This is a genomic window from Variovorax sp. V213 (assembly GCF_041154455.1).
Lineage (GTDB): Bacteria > Pseudomonadota > Gammaproteobacteria > Burkholderiales > Burkholderiaceae_C > Variovorax.
The window spans coordinates 4,451,743-4,465,694 of the sequence record NZ_AP028664.1 but is presented as its reverse complement, the minus strand read 5'-3'; the positions used below and the strand labels follow the sequence as shown (position 1 = coordinate 4,465,694).

Annotated in this window: 15 protein-coding genes; 4 read left to right on the top strand and 11 right to left on the bottom strand. The window is 69.3% G+C overall.

Annotated features, from left to right (window positions below):
• Positions 1–10: 10 nt before the first annotated feature.
• A complete protein-coding gene (locus tag ACAM55_RS21190) occupies positions 11–838 on the top strand; it encodes a creatininase family protein (protein ID WP_369653420.1) in 828 nt (275 codons plus the stop codon).
• Positions 839–847: 9 nt separating this feature from the next.
• Here ACAM55_RS21190 and ACAM55_RS21185 read toward each other — a convergent pair whose 3' ends face one another.
• From ACAM55_RS21185 to ACAM55_RS21140, 10 genes are read right to left on the bottom strand one after another with little or no spacing between them, the layout of a single operon-like run.
• Positions 848–1,819, bottom strand: coding sequence for a threonine dehydratase (locus ACAM55_RS21185; RefSeq protein ID WP_369653419.1), 972 nt, complete (start codon positions 1,817–1,819; stop codon positions 848–850).
• 12 nt (positions 1,820–1,831) lie between these two features.
• Entirely contained in the window at positions 1,832–2,464 is a 633-nt protein-coding gene (locus ACAM55_RS21180; RefSeq protein ID WP_369653418.1) for a LysE family translocator, read from the bottom strand.
• 5 nt (positions 2,465–2,469) lie between these two features.
• Complete coding sequence (locus ACAM55_RS21175) at positions 2,470–3,162, bottom strand: VOC family protein (RefSeq protein WP_369653417.1); 693 nt, start codon at positions 3,160–3,162, stop codon at positions 2,470–2,472.
• An 11-nt stretch (positions 3,163–3,173) separates the two neighbouring features.
• Entirely contained in the window at positions 3,174–4,097 is a 924-nt protein-coding gene (locus ACAM55_RS21170; protein ID WP_369653416.1) for a PhzF family phenazine biosynthesis protein, read from the bottom strand.
• 5 nt (positions 4,098–4,102) lie between these two features.
• Positions 4,103–4,744 carry a glutathione S-transferase family protein gene (locus ACAM55_RS21165; protein WP_369653415.1) on the bottom strand — a complete coding sequence of 214 codons (642 nt, stop codon included), beginning with the start codon at positions 4,742–4,744 and terminating at the stop codon, positions 4,103–4,105.
• A 4-nt stretch (positions 4,745–4,748) separates the two neighbouring features.
• Positions 4,749–5,420 carry a LysE family translocator gene (locus ACAM55_RS21160; protein WP_369653414.1) on the bottom strand — a complete coding sequence of 224 codons (672 nt, stop codon included), beginning with the start codon at positions 5,418–5,420 and terminating at the stop codon, positions 4,749–4,751.
• A gap of 22 nt (positions 5,421–5,442) precedes the next feature.
• A complete protein-coding gene (locus tag ACAM55_RS21155; RefSeq protein WP_369653413.1) occupies positions 5,443–6,075 on the bottom strand; it encodes a DJ-1/PfpI family protein in 633 nt (210 codons plus the stop codon).
• A 24-nt stretch (positions 6,076–6,099) separates the two neighbouring features.
• On the bottom strand, positions 6,100–7,329 hold the full coding sequence (locus ACAM55_RS21150; RefSeq protein WP_369653412.1) for a PLP-dependent aminotransferase family protein: 1,230 nt from the start codon (positions 7,327–7,329) through the stop codon (positions 6,100–6,102).
• A gap of 42 nt (positions 7,330–7,371) precedes the next feature.
• The gene (locus tag ACAM55_RS21145) at positions 7,372–8,328 is read right to left on the bottom strand and encodes a DMT family transporter (RefSeq protein ID WP_369653411.1); all 957 of its coding nucleotides are present in this window, start codon (positions 8,326–8,328) and stop codon (positions 7,372–7,374) included.
• Positions 8,325–8,924 carry a LysE family translocator gene (locus ACAM55_RS21140; protein WP_369653410.1) on the bottom strand — a complete coding sequence of 200 codons (600 nt, stop codon included), beginning with the start codon at positions 8,922–8,924 and terminating at the stop codon, positions 8,325–8,327. The genes ACAM55_RS21145 and ACAM55_RS21140 overlap by 4 nt, the downstream gene beginning before the upstream one ends.
• 102 nt (positions 8,925–9,026) lie before the next feature.
• Between ACAM55_RS21140 and ACAM55_RS21135 the strand changes: the two genes are divergently transcribed.
• The 3 genes from ACAM55_RS21135 (at position 9,027) to ACAM55_RS21125 (ending at position 12,626) form a co-directional block, all read left to right on the top strand.
• Complete coding sequence (locus ACAM55_RS21135) at positions 9,027–10,442, top strand: PLP-dependent aminotransferase family protein (protein ID WP_369653409.1); 1,416 nt, start codon at positions 9,027–9,029, stop codon at positions 10,440–10,442.
• A gap of 100 nt (positions 10,443–10,542) precedes the next feature.
• Positions 10,543–11,301 carry a PhaM family polyhydroxyalkanoate granule multifunctional regulatory protein gene (locus ACAM55_RS21130; RefSeq protein ID WP_369653408.1) on the top strand — a complete coding sequence of 253 codons (759 nt, stop codon included), beginning with the start codon at positions 10,543–10,545 and terminating at the stop codon, positions 11,299–11,301.
• Positions 11,302–11,345: 44 nt separating this feature from the next.
• Positions 11,346–12,626, top strand: coding sequence for an FIST N-terminal domain-containing protein (locus ACAM55_RS21125; RefSeq protein ID WP_369653407.1), 1,281 nt, complete (start codon positions 11,346–11,348; stop codon positions 12,624–12,626).
• Positions 12,627–12,643: 17 nt separating this feature from the next.
• On the opposite strand, the gene ACAM55_RS21120 is transcribed toward ACAM55_RS21125, so the two are convergent.
• Complete coding sequence (locus ACAM55_RS21120) at positions 12,644–13,945, bottom strand: D-amino acid dehydrogenase (protein ID WP_369653406.1); 1,302 nt, start codon at positions 13,943–13,945, stop codon at positions 12,644–12,646.
• Positions 13,946–13,952 lie beyond the last annotated feature (7 nt).

Sequence of the window (13,952 nt, the reverse complement as noted above, 5' to 3'; positions counted from 1 at the left end):
AGATCGGCGGATGAACGCATCCCCGGTATCCCTGCCCCGCCACTGGTCTCAACTGACGACGCGCGACTTCGCGGCGCTCGATGTGGCAGCCACGGTCGCGGTGCTGCCGCTCGGCGCCACCGAGCAGCACGGGCCGCATCTGCCGCTGGGCGTGGACACGGTGCTGGCCGACGGCATCGTGGCCGCGGCACTGCCGCTGCTGCCGGCGGCGTTGCCGGTGCTGTTCCTGCCGACCCAGCAGATCGGCCTGAGCCCCGAGCACGCGCGCTTCGCGGGCACGCTCACGCTGTCGGCCGAGACCGTGATCCGCATGTGGAACGAGATCGGCGCCGGCGTGGCGCGCGCCGGCGTGAAGAAGCTGGTGCTGTTCAACGCGCATGGCGGCCACGTGGGTGCCATGGACATCGTGGCGCGTGAGCTGCGCGCGGCCCACGGGCTCATCGTCTACAGCGTGAGCTGGTTCAACCTGCCGCTGGGCGATGCCGGCGCGCAGTTCGGCGCGGATGAACACCGCTTCGGCGTGCATGCGGGCGACATCGAAACCTCGATGATGCTGGCGCTTGCGCCGCAACAGGTGCGCATGGGCGAGGCGAAGAATTTCCGTTCTACTTCCGAGCAGCGCGCGGCCGACTACGCGATCCTCGGCAACGGCAAGAGCGCCAAGCTCGGCTGGGCCATGGAGGATTACAACGCGCAGGGCGCCGCGGGCAATGCGGCCGCGGCGACGGCGCTGCGCGGCCAGGCGGTGGTCGATGCGGCCGCGCAGCAGCTGGCGCTGTTGCTGGCCGAGGTGTCGCGCCTGCCGCTGGACACGGCCAATACGCAGCCTCTGCCCTGACTTTTCGGACTAGGAAACGCTGCGGGCCAGCACCCCGGCAAACATGCCGGAATCGACATTGCCGCCGCTCACGCTGATGCCCACCGTCTTGCCGCGCCAGCGCTCTCGCTGCTGAAGCGCACCCGCCAGCGCGGCGGCGCCGGCGCCTTCGGCCACGTTGTGGGTGTCGCTGAAGAGAATGCGCATGGCCTCGGCAATCTCGTCGTCGGTGACGGTGATCACGTCGTCGGCTTCGCGCAGGATCACCTCGACCGATTCGGGCACAGGCGTGCGGCAGGCCATGCCGTCGGCCAGCCGCGTGCTGACCGGCGACTCGACGGGCCGGCCCGCGCGGAAGGAGTCGCGGTACGCGGTGGCATGCGCCGACACCACGCCGACGAGCTTGGTCGATACGCCGCAATGCGCCCGCGCGGCAGCCGCCGCGGCAAAGCCGGAGCCCAGGCCGATGGGCACGAACAGCACGTCCGGCGGCGCGTCTTTCAATGCGCTGAAGAACTCGACATACGCCGTCGACACGCCGCGCACCAGCTCGCGGTGGAACGAGGGCACGCGATGCATGCCGTCGCGCTCGGCGAGCATGACCGCATGCTCCGCGGCCGCCTGGAAGTCGTCGCCATGCTCGACCAGCTGCACCCCCAGGGCACGCATGGCGGCGTTCTTCTCGAGCGAGTTGCCGTGCGGCACCACGATGGTGGCCGCGAGCCCGTGGCGCCGCGCCGCGAAGCCGACCGACTGGCCGTGGTTCCCGCGCGTGGCGCTGATGACGTGGCGCACGTCCGGCTGTTCGCGCGCCAGCGTCTCGAAGTAGGTCAGCCCGCCGCGGATCTTGAAGGCGCCCGCCGGCGTATGGTTCTCGTGCTTGGCCCATACCGCGCTGCCGAGGCGCTGCCCGAGCAGCGGCCATGCGTATTGCGGCGTGGGCGGCATGGCGGCGCCGACGGTGCGCTGCGCGGATTCGATTTCGTCGCGGGTGAACCTCACGGGCGGCCTTTTTTATTTGCGTTCCGTCAGTGCGACTCGCACCGCCAGCGCGGCCAGCACGCTGCCCATCACGTACCGCTGTGCACGCAGCCATCCGGCGCTTTGCGAGAGCACCGCCGTGATGCTTGCGGCGCCGAAAATCACGACGGTATTGACCGCGGCGCTGCTGGCCATCTGTGCCATGCCCAACTGCATGCTCTGCAGCAGCACCGAGCCGCGCTCGGGATGGATGAACTGCGGAAAGAACGAGAGGTAGAACATCGCGACCTTCGGGTTCAGCAGGTTGGTGAGAAAGCCCATGCGAAACAGCTTGGCCGGCGGATCGGCCGGCAGCGCGCGCGCCTCGAAGGGCGCATTGCCGCCTGGCTTGACCGCCTGCCATGCCAGCCACAGCAGATAGGCGGCGCCGGCAAGCCGGATGGCATCGAACGCGACCGGCACGGCCAGCAGCAGCGCGGTGAGCCCGAGCGCGGCCGCGAACAGGTGGGCCAGGAAAGCCATCATCACGCCACCGAGCGAGACCAGCCCGGCGCGGCGGCCCTGGATCAACGTGCGCGACACGCAATAGATCATGTTCGGCCCCGGCGTGAGCGCAAGCAGCATGGAGGCAAGCGCGAACCAGGCGATTTCGGTCAAGGTCAGCATGTCGGTCAGAGCCCTTCGGATTGAAGTGTGACGGGGCCGCGGGGCGTGTCGAGCACGGCCACCAGATTGGGCGCGCCGGGCTGCACGGGCATGTCGGACATGCCGATGGCTGACAGCGCGGCATCCAGGGCGGCCGCGCGCGGATGCGTGGCGCGCAGCGATTGCATCGCCAGTCCCGAGGGCGGCATGGCGTCGGTGGGATGCACCGGCCCCCACTGGATCAGCGTGGGCAGCGCGCCATAGAACAGCCGCTGGCCGTCGTCGCGCACCGTGATCTGCCACTCGAGCCGGCCGGCGGGCGTGTCGCGCGAGGCTTCGAGCAAGTGGCCGCGATCGATGTGCGCATGTTCGTCGTGCGCCAACGCCTGCAGCGCGGCGTGCGCGTCGGGCACGCGCGCGACGAAGTGCACCAGCCGCGGCCCGCGTTGCGCGAGGCCTGCCCGCAGCACGGCGTCGTCCAGGTCGAACCAGCGGCGCGTGCCGGGGCGCGACGGCTGCTTGCCCGGCTCGATGGCGATGATTTCGAGGTAGGCCTGGGGAAAGGCCGCGCTCGCGATGTTCAGGAGCCGGTTGTGTGTGCCCATCAGCGGATGCGAACCGCCAGGACCCGGCGTCACGCCCAGGGTGGCTTCGCACCACGCCACGCCCTCGGCGAGCGAGGCGGCGGCGATCACCAGGTGGTCGAGTTGCGCGCGCATGGTGTTCTCCGTTACAGCGTCACCTGGCCGTCGACGCAGGTCACGGCATCGCCGCCGACCCACACCTTGCCATCGCCGTCGCGCTCGATGTACACGCGGCCGGCGCGTCCGAGGCACTGGCCCTGCGCGGCCACGTAGCGCTCGGGCATGTGGCCGTCGGCGATCAGCCATTCGGCCAGGCTGGCGTTGAGGCTGCCGGTGACCGGGTCTTCTTCCACGCCGATGGGCGCTGCAAAAGCGCGCACCTCCAGGTCGATCTTCGGTCCGCCGTCGGCTTCGGCCGCGGCCTTGCCGCCGAAGGCGCGTGCCTCGCGGTTCGACCGGCCGATCAGCATCGACGAGCCCTCTGCCACGGGCACGCCCGCGACGCCGGCCTTGACGCCCAGCTCCTTGAGCATGCGGTGGTCGGGCACGAGCCGGAGCACGGCGTCGGCATCGCTGAGCAGCAGGCCGAACCAGACGGGGCCGTTGTCGAGCACCTGCGCCGCGACGATCTGCTGGGCCTTCAGGCCCAGCGCGCCCGCCACCTTGGCCAGCAGGGTGGGGCTGGGCGCGCTGCGCTTGAGCGGCGGAGCCGAGAACGCCAGGCGCTCGCCCTCGCGGCGCAGCGGCACCAGGCCCGCCGCGCACTGCTGCACGACCCGGCCCGCCGCCTTGGGCTTGCCGCCGGCCTGCAGCCAGGCATGGCAGCTGCCGATGGTCGGATGGCCCGCGAAGGGCAGCTCGCCGCCGGGCGTGAAGATGCGCACGCGGTAGTCGGCCGTGGGGTCGGTCGGCGGCAGCAGGAAGGTGGTCTCGGACAGGTTGGTCCACTGCGCAAAGCGCTGCATCGCGGCGTCGTCGGGGCCGGCGCCGTCGAGCACCACGGCGAGCGGATTGCCGAGGTAGGGCGTTGCGGTGAAGACGTCGACTTGTTTGAACGGGCGGGGTTTCATGCTTTTCATTCGAGCGGGAGATCGAGCACGCCGCGCGTGCCCGGACGGGAGATCAGTTCGCCGTACCAGCGTTCGAGGTTCGGCCAGCTGGGGCGCTGGTATTCGGCCGGCGGCAGGCCGAACCAGCGGTGAGCTTCGCAGCCGATGGGAATGTCAGCCATGGTGAAGCGGTCGCCCGCCATGAAGGGCTGCCGCGCAAGGTGCGCGTCGAGCATCGCGAACAGGGACTCGCTCGCATGGACGGAGGCGGCGATGAGCGCCGGTTCGCGTTCGGCCGGGGCTGTGCGCACCCATTGCACGAAGGCGTCGCGGCTCGCGCGGTTGAGCGTGGTCTGCTGCCAGTCCATCCAGCGCTCGGCGTCGAAGCGCGCGGGCAGGTCGCTGGGATAGAACTTGCCGTGCGAGTGCTTGGCGCACAGGTAACGCACGATCACGTTCGATTCCCAGAGCGTGACGCGCTCGCTGCCTTCGCCGTCGTCGATGGTGGGTACCATCGCATTCGGGTTGAGCGCAAGGTATTCGGGCGTCTGCACCACGCCGAACCGGCCGCCGGCTTCGGTGCGTTGAAAGTCGAGCCCGAGTTCCTGCGCGCACCAGACGACCTTGCGCACGTTGATCGAACTGATGCGGCCCCAGATGTTGAGCATGTGTTCAGCTTCCTTGGACAGATGTGGCGGACAGGGCGGACGGCACCGAAGGACGGTCGAGCAGCAGCAGGCGGATCGCCAGGCCGACCATCACCAGCGCCAGCAGGCCGCGCTGGAATTTTTCAGCCCCCGGTCGGCGCTGCAGCCAGCGGCCGACCTGCCCGCTGCATGCGCCGAGCAGCGTGTTGAACGCGAGCGCGGCTGCCGCGAGCATGACGCCGAGCTGCACCAGTTGCAAGGGCACGCTGCCGCGCGCGGGGTCGACGAACTGCGGCAGAAACACCATGAAGAACAGCAGCGCCTTCGGATTGACGAGATTGTTGAGGAACGCCATGCGCACGATGCGCGCGAAGGCGGACGGCTGCGCCCGCGCACCCGCCGGGAGGCCGCCGCTGCTGCGAAGGGCCTGCGCCGCGAGCCACAGCAGGTACAGCGCGCCCGCATAGCGCAGCAGGTCGAAGGAGGGCGGCCATGCCGCCACCAGCGCGGTCACGCCGGTGGCGGTGAAGAGCGTGTGCACCAGGTCGGCCGACGAGATGCCGAGCGCCGCCGCGAAGCCGCCGCGCGGTCCGTGGGCCACGCCGTGCGAGAGCACGAAGGCCATGTTCGGTCCGGGGGACAGGAACAGGGCCAGCACGGCCAGCAGGAAGAGCGCGAGCGTGGCGAGGCTGATCATGGCGTGTCTCGCAGCACTTCTTTCAGGCAGCGGCGGCCGCGGCCGCTGGAACCGTGGGGAGATGAGGCTCGATGTTGCGCAGGGCCCGCGCCACGTAGTCTTCTTTTTCGCCGACAGGCGCGACGTAGTGCAGCGCGCTCTTCGCAGCCTCGATGCCTTCGCTGCGCGCAATGAGCCAGGCCGCGAGGTAGGGCGCCGAAAGGCAGCCGCCGGCGGTGGCCACGTTGCCCTTGGCGAAGAAAGGCTGGTTGAGCACCTCGACGCCGGCCTCCTGCACCCAGGGCTTGGTCGTGAGGTCGGTGCAGGCCGGCACCGCGCCCAGCAGGCCCAGCTTGGCCAGCAGCAGCGTGCCCGAGCATTGCGCGCCGATCAGCTGCCGCTTGGCGTCGAGGCGGCGCAGCGCGCCCATGATGGCGGGGTCGGCAGCCACTTCGCGCGTGCGGATGCCGCTGCCGACGAGCACCGCGCCGGCTTCGGCCGCCGCCTCGAGCGTGGAGCTCGCATGCACGGTGACGCCGTTCATCGAGGTGACCGTGGCGCTGGGCGCTGCCAGCGTCACGCGCCAGCCCGGCTTCTTGATGCGGTTGAGCACCCCGAGCGCGATCAGCGAGTCGAGTTCGTTGAAGCCGTCGAAAGTAAGGATGGCGATGTGCATCGTGACGTACCCCTGCGTCGTGGCTCAGGCGGGTTCGGGCGCGAGCTTGCGTTCGCCGAGCAGCGCCAGTTCTTCGCGCAGTGTCAGGGCCAGCGCGGCGATGGCGATGTCGATCTCTTCGACGCTGGCCGTCACGAACGACAGGCGCAGCGTGCGCGGATCGCCTTCGCCTGCATAGAACGGCGCACCCGGAACGAAGGCCACGTTGCGCTCCACCGCCTTGGGCAGCAGGGCCACCGTGTCGATGCCCTCGGGCAGGCGCGCCCACAGGAACATGCCGCCCTTGGGCGCATTGAACTTCACGTCGAGGCCGGCCATCTCGCGCGTGAGTGCGGCCATCATGGCGTCGCGCTGGCGCTTGTAGAGCGCGCGGATCGTGGGCACATGGCGCTCGAGGAAGTTGTCTTTCATCACGGCCGAGACCATGCGCTGCGTGAAGATCGGCGTGTGCAGGTCGACCGCCTGCTTGGCCTGCAGCAGCTTCGGATAGATGGCCTTGGGCGCGACCAGGAAGCCCAGGCGCAAACCAGGGGCGAGCACCTTCGAGAACGAGCCCAGGTAGATGCAGCCTTCGGGGTTGCGCGCGGTCAGCGGCAGCGGCGGGGCTTCGTCGAACCACAGTTCGCCGTAGGGGTTGTCCTCGACGATCGGCAGGCCCGCGGCGGAAGCTGCGGCCGACACGGCCGCGCGGCGCGCCTCGGTCATGGTGCGGCCGGTGGGGTTCTGGAAATTGGGCAGCAGGTAGACGAAGCGCGCGCCGTCTTCCGAAGCCCGCCCGCCGGTCGCGCGTGCCTTGGCCACCAGGTCTTCGACGATCACGCCTTCATCGTCGCTTGCCACGCTCACGGGCTGCGGCTCCATCGGGCCGAAGGCCTGCAGCGCGCCGAGGTAGGTGGGCGTTTCGACCAGCACCTTGCTGCCCGGGTCGAGCAGCACCTTGGCCACCAGGTCGAGGCCCTGCTGCGAGCCGGTGGTGATGAGCACCTGCGCGGGATCGACGTTCCACGGCAGCATGTCGGCCACGGCCTGGCGCAGCGGCGCATAGCCTTCGCTCGCGGCGTATTGCAGGGCCGCCTGGCCGTCGTTGTGCAGCACCTCGGCGCAGGCGCCGGCAAAGGCCTGGATCGGGAAGGTCTTGGGCGAGGGCAGGCCGCCGGCCAGGCTGATGATGCCGGGGCGCTCGGTGACCTTGAGGATTTCACGCAGCACCGACGGGTTCATCTTGGCGGCGCGGGCGGCGAGTTTCCAGTTCATGGGTTCTTCTTTCAGGCGGGGTGAGGTGAGAGGCAATTTTCTTCAGGATTGTTCGGCACGCGCTGTACGCGGCGAAATGGCAAGGGCCGGCTGCGGCTGCGACAGGCGCTTGCCGAGCACCACCGTGCAGACCACCGCAACGGCAAAACCCAGCGTGACCATGTCGAGCGGCTCGCCCAGCAGCGGAATGGAGGCAAGGATGGAGAGAAAGGGCTGCAGCAGCTGGGTCTGGCTCACGCGCAATGCACCGCCCAGCGCCAGGCCGCGGTACCAGGCAAAGAAGCCGATCCACATCGAGAACACGCCGACGTAGACGAAGCCCAGCCAGGCCGATGTGGCGATGGGCTCTTGCGGCCACAGGGCCAGCGTGGCCGGCAAGGTGACGGGCAGCGCCATCACGCACACCCAGCAGATCACGCGCTCGGCGCCGAGCGACGGCGTGACCTGCGCGCCGTAGATGTAGCCGAACGACGCCGCGACCACCGCGCCGACCAGCAGCAGGTCGGCCCATTCGAAACCGAAGCCGTGGCCCTGCTGGCTGGCGCGCAGCAGCGAGAACAGCACGACGAGCACGCTGCCCGCCACGGCGCAAAGCCAGAAGCCGAGCCGCGCGCGCTGGTGCAGCACCAGCGCGGCGACCGCCGCGGTGACGAGCGGCAGCAACGCCGTCACCACCGCCGCATGGCTGGCCGTGACCACGCGCAATGCGTAGGCCAGCAGCAGCGGATAGCCGATCACGTTGCCGAGCACCGCCATGCCCAGGGGCTTCCACTGCTGCGGCGCGGGCCGCGGCGAGCGCGTGGCGAGCAGGAAGATCGTCGAGAGAATGCCCGCCAAGGCGGCCCGCCCGAGCGTGACGAACCAGGGCGAGAGCTGCGGCGCGCCCTGCGTGCCGGTGGCCAGCCGTGTCATCGGCAAGGTGACCGCGAACAGCGCCACGCCGATCACGCCGAGCCACATGCCCAGGGTCTCGTCCTTGATGTGGAGGCCGCGGCTCATACGCTCAGCATCCACCACGCCGTGAGCACCAGCACCAGGCCCATCGCACGGTTGAACCACAGCAGGCGCTTGCCCTTGGACAGCCAGTCGCGCAGCAGCGCACCCGCCAGGGCGTAGGCGAAGTTGCTGGCGAAGGCGTAGACCAGCATCACCGGGGCGACGATGGCGAAACGGCCGAGCGCATCGGGCTGCCCCGCGATCCAGCCGGCCACCAGCGTGAGCGCGAGCAGCCACGCCTTGATGTTGACGAACTGCAGCATCACGCCCTGGCCGAAGCCGATGTTCAGGCTCGCGCTGTCCGCGCGGCCGAGCGTGCCGCTGCCGCTGAGCTTGCAGGCCAGCCACAGCAGGTAGCCCACGCCCAGCGCCTTGATGCCCAGGCGAAGCGGAGGCACCGCCACCACCAGCGCTCCGATGCCGGCCGCGCAAAGAACCAGCAGAAGTGTCCAGCCGACCGGCACCGCCACCACGAAGCGCATCGCGCGCGGCAGGCCCCCGTTGGCCGCCAGGGCGGTGGAAAGCGTGGTGTTGGGACCGGGCGAGAAACTCATCGCCGTGGCCAGCACCAGCAGCGCGGTGAATTCTTGCCAGTTCATTGCATACACTCTAAACTTTGCGACCATTACAGTTCCAATACAGTTGATCGAACATATTCCAAAGCTGTATTGGCGTGCCTTTCGACACAGAAGCCCAAGCCGATGCTGACACGAACCTCCACCCAGTCGCTCACCGGGCAATTGGCCGACCGGCTGGCCGAGCGCATCCGCACCCGGCTGCTGCCGCCTGGCGCGCGCCTGCCCTCGGTGCGCGAATGCGCGCGCCAGCAAGGCGTGAGCCCCTACACGGTGGTGGCGGCCTACGACCAGTTGCTGGCCCAGGGCCTGGTCGAAGCGCGCCGGCAGCGCGGGTTCTACGTGCGCGATTCGGCGCCCGCGCAGGAGGGGCGCCCGCCCAACGCGGCCCCCATGGTCGCGCAGATGATGGCCTCGCGTGTGCCGGCCGATGCGAGTTCGCTCATCCGCAGCATGTTTCACCGGCCGAGCGACAAGCCGCAGCCGGGCATGGGCGTGTTTCCGCCGGACTGGATGTCGTCGACCTTCATGCCGACTGCCGTGCGCCGCATGACCAGTACAGCCGTGCTGCAGGAGCTGTCGCTCCAGTACGGGGAGCCCTCCGGCGACGCCGCGCTGCGCCGCAGCCTGTCGAACAAGCTCATGGGCATCAACGTGCCCGCCGCGCCCGACCAGATCGTGACGACCGTGGGCGCCACGCATGCGCTGGACATCGTGAGCCGCACGCTGCTGCGCGCGGGCGATCCGGTGATGGTCGAGGAGCCCGGCTGGGCGCTGGAGTTCGCGCGGCTCGAGGCGCTGGGCATGCGCATCCTGCCGGTGCCGCGCCGGGCCGACGGGCCCGACCTGGAGGTGATGGCGCAGTACTGCGCGCTGCACAGCCCCAAGCTGTTCGTGAGCGTGAGCGTGCTGCACAACCCGACCGGCTACAGCCTCACGCCGGGCAGTGCGCATCGCGTGCTCAAGCTGGCCAACGAGCATGACTTTCACATCGTCGAGGACGACACCTACAGCCACCTGGCGCCCGAGCACGCCACGCGGCTCAGCGCGCTCGACGGGCTGCAGCGCACCATCTACGTCAGCGGTTTTGCAAAGATCCTGGCGCCCAACTGGCGCATCGGTTTCCTGGCCGCATCGCCGGATCTGAAGGAGCGGCTGCTCGAAACCAAGCTGCTGGCCACGCTCACCACGCCCACGCTGTTCGAACGGGCGCTGTCATGGTGCATCGACCAGGGGCAATTGCGGCGCCATGCCGAGCGCATACGCATCCGGCTCGACGGCGCGCGGGGCCGCGCGGTAAAGCTAGCCATGTCGCACGGCTGCAGCTTCGCGTCGGAACCGGCGGGCCTCTTCGGCTGGGTCGATACCGGCGTGGACACGGATGCGCTCACGCAGCGCATGCTCGACCAGGGCTACCTGCTGGCGCCGGGCTCGCTGTTCCATGCGCGGCGGCCGCCGAGCACGATGATGCGGATCAATTTCGCGACCTCGCAGGACGCGGCATTCTGGAAAGTTTTCAGCAAGGTCCGCGCCGAGCTTTGACGGGTTTTGCCTCCCACGACGTGAGCATTCGCGGGGCCAAAAGAGGGGTGCCTTGGAGTAAGCTGGCATCACAAGAAAACCCAACCCTGGAGACCGCCGCATGAGCAACGCCAGCCAACCCTTCGACTTCAGCCAATTTGTCCCTGGATTCGATTTCCTGAAGAACCTTGCCGGCGGTGCCGCCGCTGGTTCGGGCGCCGGCGCGACCGCGGTACCTGGTTTGCCGAGCCTTGCGAGCTGGGTGGCGCCCACGCTGAGCGTCGAAGAGGTCGACAAGCGCATCCAGGAGCTCAAGACGGTGCAGTACTGGCTCGAACAGAACGGCCATGCGCTCAAGGCCACCATCCAGGCCCTCGAAGTGCAAAAGATGACACTTTCGACCTTGCGCGGCATGAACGTGCGGATGGAAGATATTGCCAATGCGTTCACCAAGCAGGCGGCCGCCGTGGCGCCTGCTGCTGCTTCCGCGCCTGTGTCGGCACCGGCTGCTGCTGCGCCAACCGAGGCCGAGGCCGAAGCCGAACCGGAGGAGGCACCAGCGTCCGCCAGGAAGGCGCGCAGCAAGCCGGCTTCGTCCGCGGCCGCTTCGGGCGGCAACGGCGGGGTGGTGGATCCGATGCAATGGTGGGGCTCGTTGACCGAGCAGTTTCAGCAGATTGCCAGCTCGGCGCTGCAGGATGCAGCCCAGCTCAAGGTGCCGGCCATGGCCCAGCCCCTGGCCGATGCCGTAGACAAGGCCATGGGCAAGCCGGCGGCTCCCGCAGCTGCCAAGTCCGCGGCCAGGAAGGCGGCAGCGGCGCCCGCCGCAAAGAAAAAGGCACCGGCCGCCGCGCGCAAGCGAACGACCGGCCGGCGCTGACGTCATACACGAAACATTTTGAAGAGAACGGGTTGGCACGCATCATGAAGCTGTTTCCTTCCGGCCATGCCACCCATCCGCAATGGCGCATGGCGGCCGGCCTCGTGCTGGCCCAGTTGCGGGCGCAGATGGCGCTGCCCGACTACGCCTCGTCGCCGACGCTCGGGCTGCTCTACATCACCGACCACTACGCGTCGGACGCGCAAGACATCCTCGATCACCTGAGCGCCGAGCTTCCCGAGGTCACCGATTGGTCGGGCACGGTCGGCATCGGCGTGTCGGCCAACAATGCCGAGTATTTCGACGAGCCCGGCCTCTGCCTGATGCTCTGCGCGCTGCCGAGCGACCAGTACCGCGTGTTCTCCGGTGTGGCGCCGCTCGGCAATTCGGAGATGAGCGGTTTCGAGGCGCACACGGCTCTGGTGCATGCGGACCCCGCGACACCCGACCTGACGGAACTCATTGGCGAAATGGCGGGCCGCACCGACACCGGCTATCTGTTCGGCGGGCTGTCGTCGGGCCGCGCGGGCGCGCTGCAGTTCGCGGTGGGCGGCAACGGCAACATCCGCGGGCATGGCGCGGCGGGGGGCGTGTTTTCGGGTGGCTTGTCGGGCGTGGTGTTCGGTGAAGGCGTGCGGCTGGTGTCGCGCGTCACGCAAGGCTGCCAGCCACTGCGCTCGGGCGCGGGGCGCGAGCGCGAGATCACCGAGGCGGACGGCAACCTGCTGCTCAAGCTCGACGGCGAACCTGCGCTCGATGTGCTGCTGGCCGACCTGCAGGTGTCGCTCGAGCGGCCGCAGGAAGCCATCGACGCCGTGCGCGCCACCCTGGTAGGCCTTGCCGATGCGGGCAGCGACGGCATCCGCCGCACCGGCGACCTGGGCGCCGACGTGCTGGTGCGCCACATCATCGGCCTGGACCCCACGCGCCGCGGCATCGCCATCGCCGACGTGGCCGAAGCCGGCATGCGCCTGACCTTCTGCCGCCGCAATGCGCAGGCCGCGCGCGCCGACCTGATGCGCATCTGCGCGGAAATCCGCGAAGAGCTGGAGCCCGAGGAGCAGACGCTGGCCACTGCGCGCGCCGTGGCAGCCGGCGAGGCCGAGGCAGCGCCGCATCCGGCGCGCCGCATTGCAGGGGCCGTGTACGTGAGCTGCTCGGGACGCGGCGGGCCGCACTTCGGCGCCCCGGGCGCCGAACTGCAGATCGTGCGGCACGCACTGGGCGACGTGCCGCTGGTCGGTTTCTTTGCGGCGGGCGAGATCGCCCGGCACCACCTGTATGGCTATACGGGGGTGCTGACGGTGTTTACCAGCAAGGACTGAGCCGCCGCTGCCGGCGTTCAGGCCGGCTGCAGCGCGCGCGCGGCCGGCGCAGGCATGCCGGTGAACGCAAAGTCGACCTCGGGCACGAGCCCGCTCACGATGCGCGCAATCGACTTGCCCGAGCCGCAGGCATGCGTCCAGCCGAGCGTGCCGTGGCCGGTGTTGAGGAACAGGTTCGGCAGCTTCGTCTTGCCGATCAGCGGCACGTTGCTTGGCGTTGCGGGACGCAGGCCGGTCCAGAACTGGGCCTGCGTGGTGTCGCCGGCACCCGGAAACAGTTCTTCGACGCGCCGCACGATCGCCTCGCAGCGCACGCGGTTCAGGTCGCGGTCGTAGCCGTTGAGCTCAGCCGTGCCGGCAATGCGCAGGCGGTCGCCGCTGGCCGAGGTGTAGCGCGAGAACACGAGCTTGTACTCGTCGTCGGTGAGCGAAACCTGGTGGGCCTTGGAGGCGTCCTTCACGGGCAATGTCACTGAATAGCCCTTGGCCGGGTAGATCGGCAGGCGAATGCCCAGCGGTGCCGCATAGAGCGGGCTCAACGAGCCCATCGCGAGCACGAAGGCATCGCCCCGGATGCGCTGGAAGCGGCCTTCGCTGTCGGTGGCTTCGATGTGGTCGATGCTGCCGCCGGCTTCGCGCAAAGCCGTCACCGTGTGGCTCATGAGGAACTTCACGCCGGCCGCGGCGGCCAGGCCGACCAGTTCGCGCGCGAAGCGGTTGGCGTCGCCGGATTCGTCCTCGGCCGTGTAGGTGGCGCCGGCCAGCTGAGGACGGATGTGGGCGAGGGCAGGCTCGATCTTCACGGCCTCGTCGGCCGAGATCACCAGCCGCTCGCAGCCGAGGGCGCGCATCTGTTCGGCCGGCTTCAGCGCCCCGTCGAACTCCTTCTGCGTCGTATAGAAGTGCAGGATGCCCTGCGTGCGCTGGTCGTATTGGAGGCCGGTGTCGGCGCGCAGCTGCTGCAGCGTGTCGCGGCTGTAGGTGCCCAGGCGCACGATCTGCTCGATGTTGTGCCGCGTGCGTGCCGGGGTGCATTCGCGCAGGAACTGCAGGCCCCAGAGCCATTGGCGCATGTCGGCGCGAATGCGAAAGAGCAGCGGGGCGTCTTCCCTGCCCAGCCATTGCAGCACCTTGAGCGGCGCGCTGGGGTTGGCCCAGGGTTCGGCATGGCTGACCGAAATCTGCCCGCCGTTGGCAAAGCTGGTTTCGGCCGCAGGCGTGGCCTGCCGGTCGATGACGGTCACTTCGTGGCCGAGTTGCTGGAGGTAGTAAGCCGAAGTCACGCCGAGCAGGCCGGCGCCAAGAACGATCACGCGCATTTCAAGT

Bases quoted from the DNA above. Each gene is read 5' to 3' on its own strand.
- ACAM55_RS21190 (WP_369653420.1), top strand. From the start codon at position 11: ATGAACGCATCCCCGGTATCCCTGCCCCGCCACTGGTCTCAACTGACG.
- ACAM55_RS21180 (WP_369653418.1), bottom strand. From the start codon at position 2,464: ATGCTGACCTTGACCGAAATCGCCTGGTTCGCGCTTGCCTCCATGCTG.
- ACAM55_RS21175 (WP_369653417.1), bottom strand. From the start codon at position 3,162: ATGCGCGCGCAACTCGACCACCTGGTGATCGCCGCCGCCTCGCTCGCC.
- ACAM55_RS21170 (WP_369653416.1), bottom strand. From the start codon at position 4,097: ATGAAACCCCGCCCGTTCAAACAAGTCGACGTCTTCACCGCAACGCCC.
- ACAM55_RS21165 (WP_369653415.1), bottom strand. From the start codon at position 4,744: ATGCTCAACATCTGGGGCCGCATCAGTTCGATCAACGTGCGCAAGGTC.
- ACAM55_RS21160 (WP_369653414.1), bottom strand. From the start codon at position 5,420: ATGATCAGCCTCGCCACGCTCGCGCTCTTCCTGCTGGCCGTGCTGGCC.
- ACAM55_RS21155 (WP_369653413.1), bottom strand. From the start codon at position 6,075: ATGCACATCGCCATCCTTACTTTCGACGGCTTCAACGAACTCGACTCG.
- ACAM55_RS21150 (WP_369653412.1), bottom strand. From the start codon at position 7,329: ATGAACTGGAAACTCGCCGCCCGCGCCGCCAAGATGAACCCGTCGGTG.
- ACAM55_RS21145 (WP_369653411.1), bottom strand. From the start codon at position 8,328: ATGAGCCGCGGCCTCCACATCAAGGACGAGACCCTGGGCATGTGGCTC.
- ACAM55_RS21140 (WP_369653410.1), bottom strand. From the start codon at position 8,924: ATGAACTGGCAAGAATTCACCGCGCTGCTGGTGCTGGCCACGGCGATG.
- ACAM55_RS21135 (WP_369653409.1), top strand. From the start codon at position 9,027: ATGCTGACACGAACCTCCACCCAGTCGCTCACCGGGCAATTGGCCGAC.
- ACAM55_RS21130 (WP_369653408.1), top strand. From the start codon at position 10,543: ATGAGCAACGCCAGCCAACCCTTCGACTTCAGCCAATTTGTCCCTGGA.
- ACAM55_RS21125 (WP_369653407.1), top strand. From the start codon at position 11,346: ATGAAGCTGTTTCCTTCCGGCCATGCCACCCATCCGCAATGGCGCATG.
- ACAM55_RS21120 (WP_369653406.1), bottom strand. From the start codon at position 13,945: ATGCGCGTGATCGTTCTTGGCGCCGGCCTGCTCGGCGTGACTTCGGCT.